Source organism: Paenibacillus tundrae (genome assembly GCF_030812775.1).
GTDB lineage: Bacteria > Bacillota > Bacilli > Paenibacillales > Paenibacillaceae > Paenibacillus > Paenibacillus tundrae_A.
On record NZ_JAUSTI010000029.1, the window covers coordinates 22,109 to 42,433 of the forward strand.

General features: G+C 45.7%; 22 protein-coding genes and 1 riboswitch. Of the genes, 10 read left to right on the plus strand and 12 right to left on the minus strand.

The window, feature by feature from the left end; genetic code table 11:
* Positions 1–9: 9 nt before the first annotated feature.
* A complete protein-coding gene (gene speE, locus J2T19_RS27350) occupies positions 10–837 on the minus strand; it encodes a polyamine aminopropyltransferase (protein ID WP_128099810.1) in 828 nt (275 codons plus the stop codon).
* Positions 838–1,247: 410 nt separating this feature from the next.
* Between speE and J2T19_RS27355 the strand changes: the two genes are divergently transcribed.
* Positions 1,248–3,326, plus strand: a complete 2,079-nt coding sequence (locus J2T19_RS27355; RefSeq protein WP_307221549.1) for a transglycosylase domain-containing protein — start codon at positions 1,248–1,250, stop codon at positions 3,324–3,326.
* A gap of 291 nt (positions 3,327–3,617) precedes the next feature.
* Here the strand turns inward: J2T19_RS27355 and J2T19_RS27360 are convergent, their stop codons facing one another.
* Positions 3,618–4,121: a YwhD family protein gene (locus J2T19_RS27360; RefSeq protein ID WP_145053409.1), complete on the minus strand. Its 504-nt coding sequence runs from the start codon at positions 4,119–4,121 to the stop codon at positions 3,618–3,620.
* A 101-nt stretch (positions 4,122–4,222) separates the two neighbouring features.
* Here J2T19_RS27360 and J2T19_RS27365 point away from each other — a divergent pair, with 101 nt between their 5' ends.
* The 5 genes from J2T19_RS27365 to J2T19_RS27385 all read left to right on the plus strand — a co-directional run bounded on the left by J2T19_RS27365 (position 4,223) and on the right by J2T19_RS27385 (position 9,268).
* The gene (locus tag J2T19_RS27365; RefSeq protein WP_307221553.1) at positions 4,223–6,214 is read left to right on the plus strand and encodes a M1 family metallopeptidase; all 1,992 of its coding nucleotides are present in this window, start codon (positions 4,223–4,225) and stop codon (positions 6,212–6,214) included.
* A gap of 10 nt (positions 6,215–6,224) precedes the next feature.
* Positions 6,225–7,067, plus strand: coding sequence for a carbamoyl transferase (locus J2T19_RS27370; protein WP_307221555.1), 843 nt, complete (start codon positions 6,225–6,227; stop codon positions 7,065–7,067).
* Positions 7,068–7,320: 253 nt separating this feature from the next.
* Positions 7,321–7,458: riboswitch (cyclic di-AMP (ydaO/yuaA leader) on the plus strand.
* Between the two features lie 3 nt (positions 7,459–7,461).
* Positions 7,462–7,932, plus strand: a complete 471-nt coding sequence (locus tag J2T19_RS27375; protein ID WP_056698118.1) for a C40 family peptidase — start codon at positions 7,462–7,464, stop codon at positions 7,930–7,932.
* 333 nt (positions 7,933–8,265) lie between these two features.
* Entirely contained in the window at positions 8,266–8,757 is a 492-nt protein-coding gene (locus J2T19_RS27380; RefSeq protein ID WP_307221557.1) for a GNAT family N-acetyltransferase, read from the plus strand.
* 154 nt (positions 8,758–8,911) lie between these two features.
* Entirely contained in the window at positions 8,912–9,268 is a 357-nt protein-coding gene (locus tag J2T19_RS27385; protein WP_056698111.1) for a c-type cytochrome, read from the plus strand.
* Between the two features lie 80 nt (positions 9,269–9,348).
* Here the strand turns inward: J2T19_RS27385 and rbsK are convergent, their stop codons facing one another.
* The 3 genes from rbsK to J2T19_RS27400 form a co-directional block, all read right to left on the minus strand.
* The gene (gene rbsK / locus J2T19_RS27390; RefSeq protein WP_307221559.1) at positions 9,349–10,332 is read right to left on the minus strand and encodes a ribokinase; all 984 of its coding nucleotides are present in this window, start codon (positions 10,330–10,332) and stop codon (positions 9,349–9,351) included.
* 42 nt (positions 10,333–10,374) lie between these two features.
* Positions 10,375–10,671: a 4a-hydroxytetrahydrobiopterin dehydratase gene (locus J2T19_RS27395; RefSeq protein ID WP_056698106.1), complete on the minus strand. Its 297-nt coding sequence runs from the start codon at positions 10,669–10,671 to the stop codon at positions 10,375–10,377.
* A gap of 259 nt (positions 10,672–10,930) precedes the next feature.
* Positions 10,931–11,224 carry a hypothetical protein gene (locus J2T19_RS27400; protein ID WP_145053396.1) on the minus strand — a complete coding sequence of 98 codons (294 nt, stop codon included), beginning with the start codon at positions 11,222–11,224 and terminating at the stop codon, positions 10,931–10,933.
* Positions 11,225–11,458: 234 nt separating this feature from the next.
* On the opposite strand from J2T19_RS27400, the gene motA reads away from it, so the two are divergent.
* Both motA and motB read left to right on the plus strand, forming a co-directional pair.
* The gene (motA, locus tag J2T19_RS27405) at positions 11,459–12,259 is read left to right on the plus strand and encodes a flagellar motor stator protein MotA (RefSeq protein ID WP_307221561.1); all 801 of its coding nucleotides are present in this window, start codon (positions 11,459–11,461) and stop codon (positions 12,257–12,259) included.
* Positions 12,246–13,064, plus strand: a complete 819-nt coding sequence (gene motB / locus J2T19_RS27410; protein ID WP_307221563.1) for a flagellar motor protein MotB — start codon at positions 12,246–12,248, stop codon at positions 13,062–13,064. The genes motA and motB overlap by 14 nt, the downstream gene beginning before the upstream one ends.
* Before the next feature lie 236 nt (positions 13,065–13,300).
* Here motB and rluF read toward each other — a convergent pair whose 3' ends face one another.
* Positions 13,301–14,002 carry a 23S rRNA pseudouridine(2604) synthase RluF gene (rluF, locus tag J2T19_RS27415; protein ID WP_307221565.1) on the minus strand — a complete coding sequence of 234 codons (702 nt, stop codon included), beginning with the start codon at positions 14,000–14,002 and terminating at the stop codon, positions 13,301–13,303.
* Between the two features lie 18 nt (positions 14,003–14,020).
* Entirely contained in the window at positions 14,021–16,357 is a 2,337-nt protein-coding gene (locus J2T19_RS27420) for a PAS domain S-box protein (RefSeq protein WP_307221567.1), read from the minus strand.
* Between the two features lie 334 nt (positions 16,358–16,691).
* Here J2T19_RS27420 and tadA point away from each other — a divergent pair, with 334 nt between their 5' ends.
* Together tadA and J2T19_RS27430 are read left to right on the plus strand one after the other, a co-directional pair.
* Positions 16,692–17,192: a tRNA adenosine(34) deaminase TadA gene (gene tadA, locus J2T19_RS27425; protein ID WP_307221569.1), complete on the plus strand. Its 501-nt coding sequence runs from the start codon at positions 16,692–16,694 to the stop codon at positions 17,190–17,192.
* Positions 17,193–17,229: 37 nt separating this feature from the next.
* Positions 17,230–17,802 carry a GNAT family N-acetyltransferase gene (locus J2T19_RS27430; protein ID WP_145053388.1) on the plus strand — a complete coding sequence of 191 codons (573 nt, stop codon included), beginning with the start codon at positions 17,230–17,232 and terminating at the stop codon, positions 17,800–17,802.
* Here J2T19_RS27430 and J2T19_RS27435 read toward each other — a convergent pair.
* The 5 genes from J2T19_RS27435 to J2T19_RS27455 all read right to left on the minus strand — a co-directional run bounded on the left by J2T19_RS27435 (position 17,799) and on the right by J2T19_RS27455 (position 20,259).
* Positions 17,799–18,044, minus strand: coding sequence for a hypothetical protein (locus J2T19_RS27435; protein ID WP_307221571.1), 246 nt, complete (start codon positions 18,042–18,044; stop codon positions 17,799–17,801). The two genes, J2T19_RS27430 and J2T19_RS27435, sit on opposite strands and share 4 nt — an antisense overlap.
* Positions 18,045–18,175: 131 nt before the next feature.
* Positions 18,176–19,270, minus strand: coding sequence for a hypothetical protein (locus J2T19_RS27440; protein WP_307221574.1), 1,095 nt, complete (start codon positions 19,268–19,270; stop codon positions 18,176–18,178).
* Positions 19,271–19,537: 267 nt separating this feature from the next.
* On the minus strand, positions 19,538–19,690 hold the full coding sequence (locus J2T19_RS27445; protein WP_056698079.1) for a small acid-soluble spore protein P: 153 nt from the start codon (positions 19,688–19,690) through the stop codon (positions 19,538–19,540).
* Positions 19,691–19,714: 24 nt separating this feature from the next.
* A complete protein-coding gene (locus J2T19_RS27450) occupies positions 19,715–19,891 on the minus strand; it encodes a hypothetical protein (protein ID WP_186381086.1) in 177 nt (58 codons plus the stop codon).
* Between the two features lie 26 nt (positions 19,892–19,917).
* Complete coding sequence (locus tag J2T19_RS27455) at positions 19,918–20,259, minus strand: hypothetical protein (protein ID WP_307221577.1); 342 nt, start codon at positions 20,257–20,259, stop codon at positions 19,918–19,920.
* Positions 20,260–20,325: the final 66 nt, after the last annotated feature.

Here is a 20,325-nt window from a genome sequence, read left to right on the forward strand (position 1 = left end):
ATTTCCCCTTTATTTCGTTAAATCTTCCACGAATTTAGGAAGTACAAATGCCGCTTTGTGCAGACGCGGAGAGTAATACTTCGTATCCATCTCCGGAATTTGAGTCTCATCCACCGCAAGCGGGTCATGCTTCTTGCTGCCCATGGTGAATGTCCATAGACCGCTTGGGTATGTTGGAATATTACAGCCGTACACATGTACGATCGGGAAGATTTCTTTGACGTCTTTGTTCACCTTCTGGATTAGATCTGCCTTGAACCAAGGGTTGTCTGTTTGGGCAACAAAGATTCCGTCTTCTTTGAGCGATTCATAAATGCCTTGGTAGAAACCACGCTCAAACAATGGAGCAGCTGGCCCTACAGGCTCGGTGGAGTCTACGATGATCACATCGTATTCATTTTTATGTTCAATAATATGCATGTAGCCGTCGTTCACAAGGACTTCCACATTGGGCTCGTCCAGTTTACCGGCGATTTCAGGCAAATATTTTTTGGAATATTCAATGACTTTACCGTCAATTTCAACGAGAACTGCTTTTTCTACTGTACTGTGCTTAATGACTTCACGGATTACACCACCGTCACCACCGCCAACAACCAATACCTTTTTCGGATTCGGATGGGTATGGAGTGCAGGGTGAGCTGCCATTTCATGATACACGAACTCGTCTTTTACTGTCGTCATAACCATACCGTCAAGGATCAACATATTACCGAATTCTTCGGTCTCTATCATAGCCAAATCTTGAAAGTCTGTTTGCTCTGTTACATAAGTCTGCTTAATCTTCGCGGTGATCCCGAATACAGGGGTCTGTTTCTCCGTAAACCATAGTTCCATAATCTCTACCTTCTTTCCGTAAAGTATTGATCAGCCATACCCGATTAAGCGCTACACGCTTAAACATTCGCCCAAGCACGTCCAGCGTTCGGCGCCACACAGCATGATGGTTGCTGGTTGCGGGAGAGATCCGCGTTTCACTTCATATATAGATTAAAAATGGACCAGAACGCGCAAAGCGACGGACAGATCAACGAATCAGTGACGTTTGGTGTGGTTCGTCCTTCCGTGTCTTCTGTATATTGTGCCGAACTCGTTCTTTTCATTACCCTTTTGCATTATACGCGATAGACGTTTATACTGCAAAACGGTTTTCCCACAATATGATACTTATTAAACCGTTATGTAGCGCAGTGAATATACCTGCCACTCTAATCCCATACTGGAAAGAAAAGAAAGGAGCCCGTTCCATGAATCAGACACGCCAAAAGACCCGCAAACGCGGGTTCCGTATATGGAAATTCGTCAAAGGGATCTCTGTGCTGGTTGTACTTGGTCTGATTGCCACAGCAGCCGGACTTGTCTATCTATATGCCACTAGCCTGCCACTAGCTGACTCCGATCGCAATTCCAGATTATTGGACAGCCAGGGCGACATCATTGCAACCTTCTCTGCTGGCGGCAAGGACTCGGTACCTGTACAACTGCAAGATATCTCGCCAGATCTCGTTCATGCCACACTGGCTGTAGAGGATCGCAAGTTCTATGAGCATTACGGCTTCGACATTCGGGGTATGGGACGAGCTGTACTCGTTAACCTGGAGCATATGCAGATGTCACAGGGAGCGAGTACGCTAACACAACAACTCGCACGTAATCTATACCTGTCCCACGAGAAAACATGGACACGTAAAGCCAAAGAAGCTATGTACACTGCTCAGCTTGAAATGAAATATAGCAAGGACGAGATTCTACAGATGTACCTGAATGAAATCTATTATGGTCATGGAGCCTACGGCATCGAGGCTGCTTCACGCATGTATTTTGGCAAAAGTGCTAAACAACTGGATCTCGCTGAGAGCGCTATGCTGGCAGGTATTCCGAAAGGTCCAACCTATTATTCTCCATATAATCATATGAAGAATGCCAAGGATCGGCAGAAGATTGTATTAAATGCAATGGCAGATATCGGAGAAATTACACAGACCGAAGCGGATAAAGCTTATGAGGAAATGCTCCAGTTCAGACCCGAAAGTGAACGGAAAACGGTGGAAAAAGCCCCTTATTTCCGAGATTATATCCGGAATCTAGCCATCAAGGAACTGGGCATCAGTGAAGCGATGCTGGATCATGGGGGATTAAACATCTACACGACACTAGATTTACGTGTGCAAAAGGCCGCAGAAGATGCTGTATCCAAGGGTATGGATGCTACTGGTGAGCTAGAGACCGCACTGGTCTCCATTGACCCTCGCACAGGCTATATCAAAGCAATGGTCGGCGGCAAAAATTATCGCACCAATCAGATTAACCACGTGCTGGCAACGACACGTCAGCCAGGTTCAGCATTTAAACCCATTATGTACTTGGCTGCATTGGAGTCTAAACAGCTCACTAGTGCATCTATATTCAATAGCGAGCCTACCTTGTTCCACTATGACAACGATCGTAAGACGTACAAACCAGGGAACTTTGGTGACAAGTACCTTGGTGAAATCGATCTAAGAAAAGCGATAGCTGCATCAGACAATATTTATGCGGTTAATACGATCATGCAGATTGGGCCAGAGCAGGTAGTGAGCATGGCTCGAAATTTGGGAATCACAAGCAATATGAGTGCTGTTCCTTCCCTTGCACTCGGCACCTCACCCGTTAGCCCATTGGAGATGGCATCTGCCTTTTCAGTCATTGCCGCCGGCGGTCAACGTACACCTCCTGTTGCTATTTTACAAGTAACTGACGCTGCGGGTCGTGTTCTATATGAAGCACCTCAGACCAAAGCAGAAACGGTCGTTGAGCCCGCCGCGGCCTACGTCTTGACTCGGTTAATGGAGAGTGTATTTGAAAATGGTGGAACAGGGAACCGCGTCTCAGCTACCATTAAGCGACCCGTTGCAGGCAAAACAGGAACAACCAATACAGACGCCTGGCTGGTCGGCTTCACCCCTGAGCTCTCAACTGCCGTCTGGGTTGGGTATGATCAAGGAAAAGCCATCTCCACCGCTGATGGACGCCGCGCGGCTCCCATGTTCGCCCAGTTCACGGAACAAGCACTCGCTAGTGTTCCACCCAAAATATTTTCGGTACCAGACAACGTTGTTAGTGTCTACATTGATCCTGAATCCGGTAAGCTGGCCGGTAATGGATGCCCAGAGAAACGACTTGAAGTATTTATTGATGGAACCGAGCCAACGGAAGTATGTCGCAGTGCTTCAGAAGACTCGGAATCTGTAAGCGATGATATGACACATGAGGCACAGCAGCAACAGGGCCTACAGGAAGAAAAACATTCATGGTGGAGAGATTTCAAACGTTGGTGGGTGGAATGACGTAAACACATAATGACGTAGTTGCGTCATCATCACTTTTCAGCAGGTGTACTCCCTATCTTTGCAATCAATAGCCCAGCTGAGTGGAAGTCTGTCCGGCTCGTTCTTACAATGAACGTGGTTATTAGACACTTCAAAAGGAAAGCTGCTCTTGAACAACATTCAAAAAGCCCCGTACCTGATGTTAGGACGACTCCTGTTATAAACAGGTGACATTCCTTCAGTAAAGGTCACGGGGCTTTTTTAGATTAATTATTTCGTTTAGTTAAATGCAATGAACGATTTAGGCACCTAGGACAAAGCTTCCTTCAACACATCCGGGGAAGCATTCCACCATTCTTCGTTATGTGAGATCAGAAGTGTCTTCAGGGCTGCACGTTCTTCTGGACCCAGATCATCCAACATAAAGCGGCGTTTCAACGCATAATCCATGCGGTTCACATGATCCGCAAGCAATTTCCATCCACGCTTAGCCTCCGTATCAATCCACATCTCACAAGCCGTCGCACCACCATATAGCTGTCCCTGCTCTGTACGATCTACAGCTACCCAAACAAGCCATACTTGGCGTCCATTAGGTACGTCCTCACGATTGGTCGAAAACTTGATGCCACGCTCCACTTTACTCTTCGCGTGCATCGCACCAATATCAATCTTGGCTTCGCCTTGATCAATAATGACCGGGGATAAGTTATTCAGATCAATAGAACCCGCACCGAAACCTTTGTGTTTGCTTTTTGCACTAACGATATTCAAGGCAATTTGTTTTTTGCCGTTTTGCTCGTTTTGTTCCATGTTTATAGCCTCCAAGGGTTGATACAAATATTTTAACTAATATTCGTCCCATTGCAAACATATACATGCTGTAGATGCTTGTCAACGGGAGGTATTTAACGATGATTCCACGACGCGCCAAGAGTTGGCTCACCGCATTCCTTGCCCTGTGTGTGCTTATTGCAGGAGCATGGATTACGCTGGGATACACTCGCTCCACAACATCCGAATTGCCTGTGCTCGCCCCAGAAGTGGGCAAGCCTCTAGGAAAACCTCAAACCTCCGCACCCCCAGAAAGCGTGCAGACCCCGACTGCTGAAGTGTTCAGCGACCGTGTGGTGGAATATCACATCGATGTGAAATTGGTGGACGGAAACGTGTTACAGGGAACACAGACACTAACCTGGACTCATCCAGGCAAAAAAACGGTCAACGAGCTTTATTTCCACCTGTATCCCAATGCATTCTCCTCTTCAGACACTACTTTTATGAAGGAGTCTGGCGGAAAGCTTCGTGGGGATGTTATGCCCACAGACGGCTATGGATCCATGAAGATTACGGAGATGAAAACAGAAGACGGTCTGTCACTTTTACACCGCATGCAATACGTACAGCCGGACGACGGAAATATGAAAGACAAAACACTGATCAAAATCCGATTGCCCAAACCAGTGAAGGGCGGCGAGAGCATAACGCTGCACACTCGATTTGAAGTACAACTACCCAAAATTTTTGCCCGTATGGGAAACGCAGACGATTTTGTGATGGCAGGGCAATGGTTCCCCAAAATTAGCGTATACGAGCCTACAGGTAGACGTGGCCGCACAGCCGAGGGTTGGAATTTGCATCAATATCACGGCAATTCCGAATTTTATGCCGACTTCGGTATCTATAGCGTACGCATTCGAGTGCCGGAATCATACAAGGTAGCCGCAACAGGTTTTCCAACGCAGCAGGCAGTTGTGAAAAATAACGAAAAGATCTATCAATTCTATGCTGATGATGTCCATGATTTCGCATGGGCGGCCTCACCTCATTTTGTTTATGCCGAAGAACCTTTCTCGGCCCCCAATGTTCCTGGAGTAAGGATCAAACTTTATCTTGACCCTGCGCATCAGGATCTAAAAGAACGTTACTTCTACGCTGCTAAGGCAGCTCTAGCGAACTACAGCAAATGGTTTGGCACTTATCCCTACTCTACTCTCTCCATTGTAGTTCCTCCGAAGACCGGAAATGGCGCAGGAGGCATGGAGTATCCAACGTTGGTGACTGCCTTCGGGGCGGATGAAACGACACCCGGGTATGATCTGGAACGAACCGTCGTCCATGAAATTGGTCATCAGTATTTCTACGGTATGCTCGCCAGCAATGAATTTGAGGAAGCTTGGCTAGACGAAGGGTTCACCTCTTATGCAGAGGATAAATTAATGGAGCAAGAATATGGTCTAGTCCCTAACTTACCTGTTCAAGCAGGTCTGATCACGTCTCCAGCCCCGTTGACACAGGAAGCATGGAAGTTTGATTCACAGAACCATTATGCAGCGAATGTGTATACAAGAGGTAAGCTTGTTTTGCTCGGTATCGAACAACAAGTTGGCTCCAAAACAATGGAACGCATCCTCTCTACTTATGTGAAGAAGTATCGTTTCAAGCATCCTACTTCAGCAGATTTCCAAAAGGTCGTGGAGCAAGTTACTCGCACTTCATGGTCTACGTATTTTGATCAATATGTATATGGCGATGGGATGGCGGACTTTGCTGTGGAGAAGATCAGTGTAACTCCGATTCAGAAGGGCGATCAAGAGGTATACGAATCCTCTGTGACCATTCAGAAAAAGGGAAGCAATTATATGAAGGTTCCTGTACGAATTGTGTTCGAGGATGGGCATATCGTCAATAAGCAATGGAATGGAAACGAGGAGCGGATCACATATAAGCTTACCTATACTTCTCCGGTTTCTTGGGCCATGACCGACCCACTGTACACTGTGGTATTAGAGAATCGTCATATGGACAATTTCCTGAAAGCTAATCTAGACGAATCCTCTAAATTCCGCTGGAGTTTGAGCGCAACCAAACTTGTAGAAGCTATTTTCGGAAGTCTGTCATGGTGAGGTGGAGACAGTGAAAGCAAAAATACGTGAAGGCTGGTTTCTCGTCCGTCAACATATATTCATAGCCGCACTACTATTTATCTATCAATTAGTATGGGGGTACTTTATCTATCGATTAGTGCAGTCTGCGGTTGTCCCGCTGCTACTTCGATATCCTGACACGGATGCTGGAGAGCTCAGTACCCTTTTGTTCAAAATGGAAAGTCAACTCAGCCTCTCTACTCATCCCGAGGTTCATCGGTATCTATGGATTCTTGGAGCCATGCTGCTGCTGCGCATGTTAATCACCCCCCTCATCCAAGCAGGGCTGTTGTACTCATTACAACACTTTAATCAATCGGAGGAGCGAACTCCTTTTGTCCGTGGTATCAAAGTGTTGTGGAAACCCATGTTACTACTGCACTTCATCCGAACGTTGTTGATGTTGTTGCCGGCCTACTGGCTTGTGCCCAGACTATTCGCCATTCTAATGGATGGATTCCATTCATTACAACTGTTACTGCCGGGTATTCCATATGTCGCCTTATGGATCGTGTACGGCTGGATTATTCATCACGTGATGTTATACATGCAGTTCGGTGCATCAGCTCCAGATGTAGAAGGCCGAGCACGCGGTGCATTATACGCTCTATGGATCGCGCTTCGTCATATCGTTCCTGTGATTGGCATCGCCTTGCTTCTGGGGGGGATCCATCTGCTCATCTTCGGTGCTTTCACTTCGGCATACTGGTTCTTAACAGGTCTAGCTGGCCTTATATTACAGCAAACGTATCCTCTGGCTCGCTGTCTTATGTCTCTATGGAAGATATGCGCCCATTTCCGCTTATGGCAGTCCAAGTCGACTAGAAGTTGATTCAAACAGGTTAAAATTTGTTACCATCTCCATGTCACATAAACGCGATGATAACGCTTCACAAAAGCAAACCTCAACCTTTCCCCGTCAAAGGTCGAGGTTTTTTTTGCTAATTTTACTGCTAAACGTTGCCAAATCAATGCACCTCTGGTACAATAATCGCAGTGAGTTTTTAGTAACAACTTTGTAATCTTTACCTTCATATTTGTAACTACTTAAAATTTAATCGTCATTTCTTGATTTCACAGGTGCACAACTAGCATAGCCAAATTCCTAGCACCTGGGAAGCGGGGGAACCAGTTATGGGTGAATTGATCTTGCTACAGAGGGATCATAGGGGACCTTCAACCGAATCCTTAAGCTAACCTCGCAGGCATTGGAAGGGGTATATCTCTTGTTCAAGAAGAAACTAACCGCAGCTGTACTTAGCCTCACATTCGCATTATCGCTTGGAGCTGGCAGCGCATTCGCAGATTCAAAAATGGATGAAGTAATTGACTCAGCAATGGGAACTACATACAAAAGCGGAGGAACAACGCTTAACGGCTTTGACTGCTCTGGGTTTACACGGTATGTATTCGACAAGCTTGGTATTGATCTGGCACGCCAATCAAGCTCCCAATTCGACATGGGTGACTCCGTTTCCCGTTCAGAAATGAGACCTGGCGATCTGGTATTCTTTAATACTTCCGGCAGTGGAGTATCACACGTAGGAATTTTCGTTGGAGAAGGTAAGTTCGCACACTCTTCTTCTTCTAAAGGCGTTACGATCAGCGCATTGAGTGAAAACTACTGGGCTAACCGCTATGTTGGCGCTAAACGTATTATGAGCACGGACGCGTATGAAACACTCGCACGTGACTAGGGACAAGCTGAGCAACATCATACTGTAACCAAGCATAACAGAACCGCCTGATCCATTCTCCGCAGGAATGTATCCGGCGGTTTTTTTGTGCTTCTTCGTCCGTGCCCTTATGATGTTTTTACCCATCCTATTGTAATATAAACGTAATAAACCGATCTTTTGTTTCAATTTTTTCTATTTTACGAAGACTTGCCAAAACTACACCACGTTCTGTAGAGTAATGTTAGGAATATCTATACATTGGACATGATCTGTAGGATCGATCCCCACTCAAGAGCTTGTTCGGTTTTGAAGCGGTACCTATCCTACAAATGAGAGGAGCGTGCAGTAAGTATGGACGAAGCTTCTGTGACGTTTCACGTTAAACCTATGGAAGAAGAACATGCGCAGCAGATATGCAGTTGGCAATACGATCCACCTTATAATATTTATAGCTGGCTTCCTTGGGAACAGATGAAGGCACTTGAAGTCGAATTTGGAGATGTTCAGCTAAGGAAAGATCAATATGCTGTCATTTTGGGCGAGAATGATGAAATCTGCGGTTTTGCACAGTTCTTCCCGCTGGTCGGAGTCACCCGAATTGGACTAGGTATGCATCCCGAACGATGTGGTCATGGCCAAGGTGTTGAATTTGTGTCTGCGATTGTACGAGAAGCCATTCGTAGGAATCCCTCAAATGAAATTGATTTAGAAGTGCTCACCTGGAACACAAGAGCCATCCGGGTCTATGAAAAGGTTGGTTTTATCACCCAAGATACATACGAACGTCAGACACCTACTGGCTTGCAACCTTTTTATTGTATGGTGTATACAGGAGCCCGTTAACGTATAAGATTGTTACGAGCTAATACGTTTCCTGCTTTTAGTTGATAAGTTTCAAAAAATTACCACAAAATGCTATGATGTCATGGCTAGTTCCGTTATAATGATATGGACTGATTCAGTTAGATGATCTTTCATTCTGGAGGGGACATAAGGGATGCACAAGTGGATCATGAGCGGGGTATTTTTTGCAGCGTGCGCGTTTGCTATTATTTTAATGTTTACGCTTCCAGGAAAAGAAGAGGTTGCCCAGGAAGCTAAACCAACTATGCCGGAAGTCACAATGGATGCCGGACAGGCTGAAGCACTGGTGAAAGCCAATTGTATTTCCTGTCACGGTGATCAGCTTCAAGGGGGCGTAGGCCCAGCTCTTGCGAACATCGGAAGTCAGGATGACGTAGAGAAGATCTACTCCACGATCGTCAAAGGTAAAGGCGGCATGCCTGCGTTCAAGGATCGACTACAAGATGAAGAGATTGCCAACATTGCGATGTGGCTCGCCGAGAAAAAGTAACGGATGAACGAAGAGGCTATTACCTCCCTACCCGGGGTGTAACAGCCTCTTCTCTGTGCTTGGACACATCCATGATACAATCAGTCGCTTGATGCCTGCTGCGCAAGAAACGCTTCTACCTCATCTGCAGACGGCATTCCTGACTGGGCACCCAGCTTCGTCACAGATAGCGCAGCCGCGCCCATAGCGAAGCTTACGGCCGCATCAAGCGTCTCGCCGCGCGCGAGGGCGACCGCCAGCGCGCCGTTGAAGCAGTCGCCAGCGCCGGTCGTATCGACGGCGCTTACGGCGTAGCCGGGCGCACGGTACGCGCCGGCACGCCCTGCTTGTACGCGGCTGCCTGGCGCTGCCGCGTACACAGCCCCCTCGGGGCCGAGCGTCGTGACGACGGCGACCCCGAGGGATGCGGCGAGCTCTGCGACCGCCGCATCTAGGTCTTCCGGCCGGAGTTGATCCCGGCCGGTAAGCACGGCGAGCTCGCTGCGGTTCGGCGTGACGACGTCCACGCACCGCAGGAGCTCCTGGGGCAGACCCGGCATCGCAGGAGCCGGGTTGAGCACCACCAGTGCGCTGCCTTCTGCCGCTAGTGTAGCGGCGCGGGTGACCGCTGGCAGCGGAATCTCAAGCTGCAGCAGCACCGCTGCGGCTGCAGTCAGGCTTTTCACCGTATCCGCCTCTTCCAGCATCTCCGGTAATACTTTCCCATTCGCCCCTGGGATAACAATAATTCTATTATCTCCATTGGAGAGCCAGATCGAGGCTGTACCCGTCGCTGAATCATCCATAACACGAACCTGCGATGCATCTACCCCGCTCTCATTCAGGCTACGAAGCAGGCGTTCGCCAAACACATCTGCCCCTACAGCTCCAATCATCGTTGTCTGCCCACCGAGACGAGCCGAGGCCACTGCCTGGTTAGCCCCTTTGCCACCAGCAAGATAGTGCAGCTCTTCCCCACTGACCGTTTCTCCCTCTTCTGGAATCGTATCCGTTTTGACGACAAGATCCATATTGAGGCTACCAACGACAGCGATAAGCGGATGTTTCTGATTGTTGTCTGACATGCCCGTTCACCCATTTCTTGCAGACGAGTCTAACCGAGTTGGTTATTCCGCCCTCATTTTCTCAAATGTTTCGTTAAATTGCTCAGCTTCCTTAATATCTACAGATGTAATACCTCCGTCATCCCATGACGTGAGACGTAGTGTGACTGTCGTATAATCAATTGTAATGAAAGGATGATGATTGAATGCTTCCGAGATCGCAGCGACCTCATCTACAAATGCAATCCCTTTCATGTAGTTAGAAAACACAAATTTGCGGACAATCCATCGTCCCTCCTCTAGTTCCCAGCCTTCAAGCCTTCCCAGATGAGCTTCGACTTCCTCTTGCGAAAAAACCATACGTTATCTTCCTCCCCATACGATGGAAACATCACCATACTTCCGCATCCATCTATGCTACCAACGAAACCTTTGGCACTACCGACTAGCCCCAAACGGTTGGTTCACCGCAGTGCGATTCGCCGTTTCATGACTATCATCTTACCATGGACCAGCCTCAAAATCCAATCTAACAGATGACGGTAGAGCCAATAACCATAAGGCTTTCAGGGGTTTATCTCCCATGATATATAACCCTGAATTAACGTTTCTGTGCAAGCTAAATTAGCGGTACAAAAGTGAGTTCTTCTTCCCCAATCAAAATATGAATCCGGTGCTGATCCTTATCATGGATGACAACCCCGCTACCAACTGGAATAACCGATTCCTCACCTAGCGCATAGAACAGATCCTCTGCCAGTGCCTCATCAACTTCAAGCTGCTCCGCTTCACCTAATCTGCTCCACTCTTCCGAATCCATTTCAAAGAAAACATACCGATCCGGTATACGACTGAGAGCCTGTGTTAAATCTGTCAATATTCCTTCATAATCCCGTCCATGCTTTACGCCCATTGGCTTTTCACTCCTATTCGGCCCCTAAGGAGCGGATTTCATCTTATTATACCTGAAAATAACCCTTAAAAAAAAAGGCCTATTGGTCGATAAATACTATACATGATCGTTTTAACTGTTTTGGCAATCCAAAAGAGTGCCAAGCATGAAACGAATTGCGGCTCTACGTTCGTCCGGAAGCCCGAATATAGCCGCTTGAAAGGATTCAATTTTATCTCATGGATGAGGTGTATGATGAACATTTCAACAATTATTGGACTTGTTTTGGGACTCGCTTCACTTATATTAGGTATGATGTTGAAGCATGCTCCCGTAATTAATCTTGTCAACAACCCAGCAGCCTACATGATTATATTTGTTGGTACCGCAGCAAGTATTTTTATGGCATTCCCTATGTCAGAAGTCAAGAGAATTCCGAAGCTCTTCGGAATTTTGTTCAAAAAGCAACAATTGATCGATCGCGTATCCCTAATCGGCACATTTATGGACTGGGCTTCCACTACCCGTCGTGAAGGTTTGCTTGCACTAGAATCAAAAGTTGAAGAAATCGATGATCATTTCCTTCGCAGCGGCATGCGAATGATTATCGACGGGAACGATCAAGATTTCGTCAGCGATGTCTTAATGGAAAACATTCACACTACAGAGGAGCGTCACCGCAGTGGTGCACTGATCTTCTCCCAAGCAGGTATGTATGCTCCAACACTCGGCGTTCTTGGAGCCGTAGTTGGTTTGATTGCAGCCCTTGCGGATCTTAGCGATATGGATAAGCTCTCTCAAGCGATTGCAGCAGCATTCATCGCTACCCTCTTGGGTATCTTCACAGGTTATGTACTGTGGCATCCAATGTCCAACAAGTTGAAGCGGATGTCCAAGCAAGAGATGGAAATCAAGCTCATGATGGTTGAAGGTCTGCTCTCGATTCAATCCGGTGTTTCCACCATTGCTATCAATCAGAAATTATCTGTATTCCTGACACCTTCCGAACGTAAACAACTGGAAGAGAAGGAGGGTTCATCAGGTGAAAAAGGCTAAGAAGCATGAAGCACATGAAGAGCATATAGACGAGAGTTGGTTGCTCCCTTATTCCGACTTGATGACCTTGTTGCTCGCTCTGTTTATTGTGTTGTTTGGCATGAGTTCCATTGATGCCGGTAAGTTTGAGCAAATGGCTTCCGCACTAAGCAGCGCATTGAATGGTGGATCAGGTGTCCTTGATTATAGCTCCATGAATCCTGAAACTCCGGGTGCTGATCTTGGTAAGAAGAAAGAACAGCCTGAGGAGATTACGAAAAAATCACCAAATCAGATCACCGATGCTCAGATGGCTCAGAAAGAGCAAGAGGATCTGGAGAAGCTCAAGAAACGTCTGGATCAGTATATTTCGAAAAATGGACTATCCGATCAACTTAACACCAAGTTAAACCAGTCGGAACTGAAGATCACGATCAGTGATAATGCCTTGTTCTCCTCTGGGCGAGCCGATGTGAAACCAGAATCGCGCTCCTTGGCCAAAGCGATCTCAAGCATGCTTCAGGAGTTCCCTGAATATGAAGTGGTTGTATCCGGTCATACCGATAATGTTCCCATTTCGAACAATCAATATAAGGATAACTGGGATTTGAGTGCCGATCGTGCCCTCAACTTCCTCAAAATTCTTTTGCTTAATACAGCGCTCGATCCTTCCAAGTTCACACCTAGCGGCTACGGGGAGTACCATCCAATCGCTAGTAATGATACGAATGTTGGACGAGCACAGAATCGGCGTGTAGAGGTTTCCATCATTCGAAAATACCAAAGTAACAACACGTCAGTAAAAGCTGTTGATTCGGCTAACTAGACGCCTTGAATCGCCTTGAGACAAACGATAAGTGCCCCTTTCCTTTTATACCAGGAAAGGGGCACTTTTGTTTTACTCCCTGCTTTGCTGCGGAATATTGTAATACTATTTTTATCGCTTTTCATATTACTGATCTTGATACTGCTACTATTAGCAGATGAAGAAAGCCAGCATCCAGTAATCCCGTAGGGACTCCCGAACGCTGGCCTTATTTCACTCTCGCTATGGTCTCATATTTATTCTAGTGAATAATCGAGCAGACTACTGAGTTCTGCTTTCTCTGCCGCAGTCAACTCTCTCCACTTGCCCGTAGCTTGTTCCCCCAGATGAATGTTCATGATACGGATTCTTTTCAGCTTCCGAACCTCATAACCAAATGCACTGCACATCCGGCGAATCTGGCGGTTCTTTCCTTCAGTCAGTATAATTCGGAACATTCGATCCGAGATACGAGTCACTTTGCAGGGAAGCGTCATTTCACCAAGAATTTTGACCCCTGTACTCATACCCTGCAGGAAGCTTGCAGTTACTGGTCGATCCACGGTCACGATATATTCCTTCTCATGGCGACCCTCTGCTCTTAAGATCCGGTTCACAATATCCCCATCATTGGTCATAAGAATCAAACCTTCTGAATCTTTATCCAATCGACCAATCGGGAAGATCCGCTCTGTGTGACCTACAAAATCTACAATGTTCCCCCGGATATGTTGCTCCGTCGTACTGGTGATACCCACCGGCTTGTTCAAGGCGATGTACACATGTTTTCTTTTCTCCCGGATCGGCTGTCCATTAATGCGTACATCATCGCCTTCTTCAGCCTGACTACCTAGCTCTGCCAGGATACCATTAATCGTTACTTTCCCACTCTCAACTAGCTTGTCCGCTTCACGCCGGGAACAGTAACCTGTCTCACTAATAAATTTATTAATACGCAAAAGGTCATCTCACCTCATCTAGTTCTCTTCGTCTGTAGGGGGCTGCGCCGTGTTATCGTCTTTTGCCTGCTCTGGCAACTTATCCGAAGCCGGAAGATCAATAATAACCGTTGTCCCCTTGTTCATGACACTTCTAATATCCATCATGCCCTTATGTGATTGAATGATGCGCTGACTGACCATCAGACCAAGACCCGTACCCGACTCTTTGTTGGTAAAAAACGGTTCACCCAGCTTCGGCATCATCTCTTCAGGAATACCAATTCCTTCGTCCTTAATCTCAATCCTTACGCGATTCAGCTCTTCCTCATGGTGAAGACGAATTCGAATGCTTCCTCCATTAGGCATCGCCTCCATACCATTTTTGAGCAGGTTAATAAACACCTGCTTCAATTGGTTCTCTTCACAGTGTACCATAGCCGAATCGGATGAGGCACTTAGCACAAATTCTACACCATGCAGATGCGCTTGGCTATCGAGCAGTGAGATTACATCTCCAAGGATAAAACGGATATCCCGATCTTGAAAATGAACCGCCTGTGGCTTCGCCAAGATCAGGAACTCACCAACGATGAGATTGATCCGATCTAACTCTGACAGCATTAAGTCCAGATGACGATGATTAAGCTTGTTTGTCTGCTGTTGAAGTTGAAGGAACCCACGCAACGTGGTTAGTGGATTCCGAATTTCGTGCGCAACGCCGGCAGCCAATTGTCCTACAGTCGTTAGCTTCTCAGAACGTCTCAGCAGCTCTTCCATTCGGTTACGGCTTGTGATGTCTCGCGATACACTGATCAATGCTGTGATTTCGCCCTCTTCGTCTCGAACAGGAGCAGTACTTACGCTGACTTCTACACGCGTTCCATCCTTCTTCATCCAAGTCGTTTCATTAGAGGTGATTGACATACCCTCAATTAACTGTGCGTGCTGCTCACGCCGTTCCTCTTCTGCCTCTGGAGGGATGATCTTCAAGGTACGCCCTTCTACTTCACGGCTACGCCAGCCATATAGCTGCTCAAAAGCACGGTTTACCCGAAGTACATTTCCATCCAGATCCGTAATATGAATTGCATCCGCAGTCTGATTAATAATAGATTCTAGGTGCTCTTTGACTGCGCGGTTCTCTTCATACATCTGCTTGAGGCGATTCGTGTAATGACCCAGATTGCGAATCATGGCGTTAATTCGATTCGCAAGCTGTCCGAGCTCATCCTTCCTTTTCACTTTCAGACGGAAATCGAAATGTCCATCAACGACATCATTCACTTTGCCTAATATCAATTGAATTGGACGTGTAATATATCCTGCGAGCAGATAACTGCCGAAGATTACAATCTCAAGCAATACAAGGGAGATCGAGGCATGGCTGACCAACTGCTCTGACACCATGGAAGATATCTGCTTATAGTCCATGACAATTCCAATTACATAAGACGATTGATTAGGAGTAAAAATAGGAATAAAGCTCTTTAATACTTTTTGATCATGTGTTTCGCTGACAAAAGAAACGTTCTGTCCCGTACGGATGGCTTTCACCACCGCACGGTGATCCTCTTCTGTTGTGCCATATTGATATGTTCCGAACCTGATTGGTTTGTTGTTTAGCTTGCTAAAGTTACTATCTCTTCCGTCATCGTTCATACTTGGACTACCAAAGGTTAAAGGATTAATACCTGTAATCTCAAGAATAGAAGGATTAACTTCACGAATTTTGTTCAAAATCTCATCTGGACCAGAGATCTTCACATAGTCATCAACTTCGGCATTATTATAGAAGGGATTGATTATGTAGTTCCTCTCCCCATCATGGTAGTAGCCCCAAATATCAATATCTGACGGACTGGACGTCGAATACTCGAATCCATCTGACCAGAAATGATCCAGCGCTTGCCCTTGGGGAATGGTGACCTGATGCTTTTCGAACAATTGCTTGAAGGCCTGATACCAATACGTCATGGATTTTGTGGAAAGTCCAATCTCCCGTGGATCGGAAGAACGGGTTACAACGATATCATCCTCGGTCTGTTCCATGAGCGATATGTGGGACACGCCGACCTTTTTGCTCACACGTACAAGGTCTTCATTTGTGATATTATTAATATCCGGATCTAGTTCTTCTGCAGCCATAACCGAAGCAAGCCACAGATTATTACCAATCTGGCGTTTTACATATTCTGAACTATACTGATTCTGTTCGACAGAAATCGCGATCTGTTTAGCAGTCAGCACCATTTTGTTTTCGCTGTCCTGCCTAAGGTTTTCCTCTGTAGTATAGTAACTCAGTGCAATATTCAGCACCAAAATAACGAGCACTGAACACGACATGATCATGGATAATTTCGTTTTTATAGACAACTTTTTGTTCACCTCTCGGCTTGTACCCTTTGGCGATATATGGCAAAACCTATATCCATCATAACGGTTGTATGTGGTTTTGAAAAGGATATTTGACCATAGTCCAAAAGTTACCGTTTAGCTAAAAAGCTCGAAATTTATTGTTTTTTCTCTTTTTCCATGTCTACAATTAAATAAGTCACAAAAACTATACACAAATCCACAGGGTTGTGGATAGTATGTTCATAACTATGTGAGCAACTCCTCAGTTATCCACAGACTTATACACAACATGTTAACAAACCGAATATTTGTTCGCTGAATAAACCGTTTTTGAAAGGGGATTTTAACTGTAATGAATGATATTTCCTCCTATATTGATCTTTCTCACCTTCCGGAAGATGCTAGGCACGAGTACTGGATGCGGGAAGCCATTGCTGAGGCACAAAAAGCGGAGGCACTTGGGGAAGTTCCTATTGGGGCTGTCATCGTGCAGAATAACCGGATCGTCGGACGTGGATATAACCTGCGAGAAACAACGCTGGATTCGACAGCTCATGCAGAAATGGTCGCTATTCGTCAGGCCAGTGAAACGATTGGAGCTTGGCGGCTGCTGGATTGCAGTCTGTATGTTACGCTTGAGCCTTGCCCCATGTGTGCGGGTGCAATCGTACAATCACGTGTTCCACGTGTAATCTATGGCACGGCTGATCCAAAGGCCGGATGTGCAGGAACATTGATGAACCTGTTGCAGGAGCCAAGGTTTAATCATCGAACAGATGTCATCCCGGATGTACTCCAGCCTGAATGCTCCACCATGCTCACTCAATTTTTCCGACGTTTACGTAAAAAATAGAGGTTTCATTCATTTTGAAAGGATGTGCACCGCCACAATGGCACTGACACTATACGACACACCTAACGGTATCAGCCTTCGTTTATTAACATCAGAAGATACACAGGCTTATCTAGATCTGATTCAGATTACACGCATCCCCTATCAATCTGTAGAGCCTATACGAGAGGATGAGTTCTATACGCTGGAAGCACAGACTAGACGCATTCAGGATCGAATGAAGGCTTCGGAAGAAGGAACCGGGTATCAGTTCGGGATTTATACCATTAAGGACAGTACTCTCATTGGACAAGTTAGCCTAAACAATGTCGTCCACGGTGTTGCCAACTATGCGGATATGGGTTACTTCATCCACCCCGACTATCAAGGCGGCGGACGAATGACTGCTGCTGTAAAATTAGCTGTAGCCTACGCATTTCGTGCGCTGAAGCTGAATCGTGTACAAGCTGCCATTCTGCCTACCAATCAAGGATCGCAGCGTGTGCTTGAGAAGAACGGCTTTCAAGCAGAAGGTATTGCACGTAAATATCTTAAAATTAATGGGCAATATCAAGACCATCAGATTTATGCTGTTCTCGTTGGTGATCTGCATGAACAATTATCCGACTAGTCGCTCACCAATATAATACGTTCGCTCCAAAAAATGCACCACCCAGCGAAATAAGAGCGAAATAAGAGTGTAACAAAAACCGCATCACCCCCAAAAAAGGGAGTTGTGCGGTTTTTCTTTACTCCATAGATCGTTTGTACTTTTATTTTATAGACATGACCATTCTTCACGGCTTTTAGCCCTTTCCATACTTCGCTTTTCTCCCACTCATCTGGTACAGCAGGTAAAGTTGAATCTTCCATGTTAAAGTATCCTAGATTGAGCTAGTCTTTATAGCGTGTTACATTCATTTCATGCAAAAAAACCGCCTATATTCAAAGCGGGAAACGTTCTCCCGTTTGATTATAGGCGATCTTGTGAGATTACATAGATATTAGTAACCGTAAGAAGAATTCATCAGCTCTTCGAGCTCTTGCATTGTAATCACGTTATCACCAGTTGGAATGTTGATTTTAAATGCTGGTTTTTCGTTGATTTTAGTGTACGTGTTCGAACCTGTGAAGGCCAATTTAACTTCATCCTTGGTGTCCGGTTTTTTGATCAACAGATCAGCATCCATTTTTTGATAAACAGGGAAGTCCTGTTTGTCCAAGGCAAAGTCAATATTGAATTTATTGATTGTCAGCGTTTCTTTCAATTTATCCAGATCTTTGGACATTTCAGCTTGATCAGCCTCAGTAATCTTCAGGTCTTCCTTCGCTCTATCAATATCTTCTTGGCTCAATTGCAGCATTTCGCGATATTCCTCTTTGGACACGATGTCCATTACTTTAGGCAATGCTTTCGTTACCAATACAGTAACAGCTTCTTTTACATTGTCATTCGTAACGGTGAATTGCACGACTTGTTTAGCATCTAATTCTTCAGGAAGTGCTGCATCTTTCACAGCAATGTTTTTGAAGAATTTCTCTTGATCATATTCTCCCAATACCGCATCCATCACTTCGTTGCTGAGCTTCTGTGTTTTGGCAGCATCCATAGCTTGCGGATTGAACTCAGTTCCTTCTTGTTCAGCCAGTTCCTTCAGATCGATCTCCACAAACTTGTTAACGATCGTTTCTGGAATAGGGAAGAATGGAACATTTGGCACCTTAACATAGAGTTTCTCTGCTGTCATAACCATTGGGATATTGAACGTCATGCCCATATCGCCTTTGAGTTCAATGCCAAGCGTCATCTCCGTTTGCATAGGCTCACTTTGGTAAACGCCTGTAACGTTCAACTGAGCGTCTTTCAGCATACTCATAAACTGGGTCATGGTTGGATCACCTTGTGACTCTGCTCCAGGTTTATAGCTCAGATCATTAATTGTAAAGTTGGAACTCATTTCATACGAAGTTAGTTTAGAAGCATTGGACGCAGCCGTCTTCAAAGCCTCTTTTGGTTCTTGCTTCGTACCACATGCTGTTAATGCCATAGACACGGTCAACAACATTGTAAGTAGAAGCGCCCCCATGCGTTTCTTCATTTGTTTCTCTCCTCTCGTGATAACCCCAAAAAAATAATTCAACTTCAATGATATACCATTTATTCTGAAACGGAAACACGATTTGGGAAATTTGTGATCTTTCTTCTGCAAATTGGCTACAAAGACCTATGTCAGATTGCAATGGTAACGGTTCACAACGTCTATATATGTACGAATACGCAAAAAAATCCGGCTTTACCCACCGGACTTTTTTGGTATTCTGTTCATTTATCAAGTAGTACAGACTCTATTTTACTTACAGCATGTTTAACCCTCAGGGTTCAAGTGATCAACATGATTTTGGTTTTTTACCTTTTTGGAACCCGATAATGGCTCTTGCATGGAAGATCCCTTAGAAGGTTGTCTATGCTGTTTAGACGGTTGTGCCTCAGGTACAGGGACAGCTTTAGGTTTGCTCATGATGTTCTGTTCCCCCTTCTAAAATTAGGAATGAGATGGATTCATGTCTTCCGTTTTATCATGATTCAGTGAATCTTGATGTCGACGGTCATTCACGTCTTGCTGAATTTGCTGAGCATGGTGGCTGTTAACAGCCGTTTGCTCAAGGTCTGCAGCTACGTTTTGTAGATTTTTGTCCACTCCCGCTTTAGCTTTGCTCACTCGAATCACTCCTTCCCCGTTTAGGGTTATGGTCTGGTTCTAGATTGTAACGATTGAGCGCATTCGTGAATATGCCGAGTGTAATCGTGAGCAAGCTCCTGAATCGGCTCTGTTCGCTCATCCGTTGACTGTCCATCCCGCTCGACATCAACTAATTGCACGTTGACCTCCCGGGAATCTACATAAGCGCATTTAAAGTCAAAGGAGTACATTTGATGCCCAGCAGTCGCAATGTGAATACGAATGGCCTGCTCATCGGCTCCGTCTGCCATAACTTGTGCTTGATCGCCAACATTCAGGACTTCGGGTAAACGCTCTTGCCAAGCGCCAACAAGCTCTGATTGACTGATGTTTAACTCGCGGTTCATCTTACCACCTCCACTTCTATAAAGTGCGGCGATGAAGATGTTTTTATGCATCTCGCCTCTGCTTGA

Coding starts and splice junctions, on each gene's coding strand:
- speE (WP_128099810.1), bottom strand. CDS start 837: ATGGAACTATGGTTTACGGAGAAACAGACCCCTGTATTCGGGATCACC.
- J2T19_RS27355 (WP_307221549.1), top strand. CDS start 1,248: ATGAATCAGACACGCCAAAAGACCCGCAAACGCGGGTTCCGTATATGG.
- J2T19_RS27360 (WP_145053409.1), bottom strand. CDS start 4,121: ATGGAACAAAACGAGCAAAACGGCAAAAAACAAATTGCCTTGAATATC.
- J2T19_RS27365 (WP_307221553.1), top strand. CDS start 4,223: ATGATTCCACGACGCGCCAAGAGTTGGCTCACCGCATTCCTTGCCCTG.
- J2T19_RS27380 (WP_307221557.1), top strand. CDS start 8,266: ATGGACGAAGCTTCTGTGACGTTTCACGTTAAACCTATGGAAGAAGAA.
- J2T19_RS27385 (WP_056698111.1), top strand. CDS start 8,912: ATGCACAAGTGGATCATGAGCGGGGTATTTTTTGCAGCGTGCGCGTTT.
- rbsK (WP_307221559.1), bottom strand. CDS start 10,332: ATGTCAGACAACAATCAGAAACATCCGCTTATCGCTGTCGTTGGTAGC.
- J2T19_RS27395 (WP_056698106.1), bottom strand. CDS start 10,671: ATGGTTTTTTCGCAAGAGGAAGTCGAAGCTCATCTGGGAAGGCTTGAA.
- J2T19_RS27400 (WP_145053396.1), bottom strand. CDS start 11,224: ATGGGCGTAAAGCATGGACGGGATTATGAAGGAATATTGACAGATTTA.
- motA (WP_307221561.1), top strand. CDS start 11,459: ATGAACATTTCAACAATTATTGGACTTGTTTTGGGACTCGCTTCACTT.
- tadA (WP_307221569.1), top strand. CDS start 16,692: ATGAATGATATTTCCTCCTATATTGATCTTTCTCACCTTCCGGAAGAT.
- J2T19_RS27430 (WP_145053388.1), top strand. CDS start 17,230: ATGGCACTGACACTATACGACACACCTAACGGTATCAGCCTTCGTTTA.
- J2T19_RS27435 (WP_307221571.1), bottom strand. CDS start 18,044: ATGGAAGATTCAACTTTACCTGCTGTACCAGATGAGTGGGAGAAAAGC.
- J2T19_RS27440 (WP_307221574.1), bottom strand. CDS start 19,270: ATGAAGAAACGCATGGGGGCGCTTCTACTTACAATGTTGTTGACCGTG.
- J2T19_RS27445 (WP_056698079.1), bottom strand. CDS start 19,690: ATGAGCAAACCTAAAGCTGTCCCTGTACCTGAGGCACAACCGTCTAAA.
- J2T19_RS27455 (WP_307221577.1), bottom strand. CDS start 20,259: ATGAACCGCGAGTTAAACATCAGTCAATCAGAGCTTGTTGGCGCTTGG.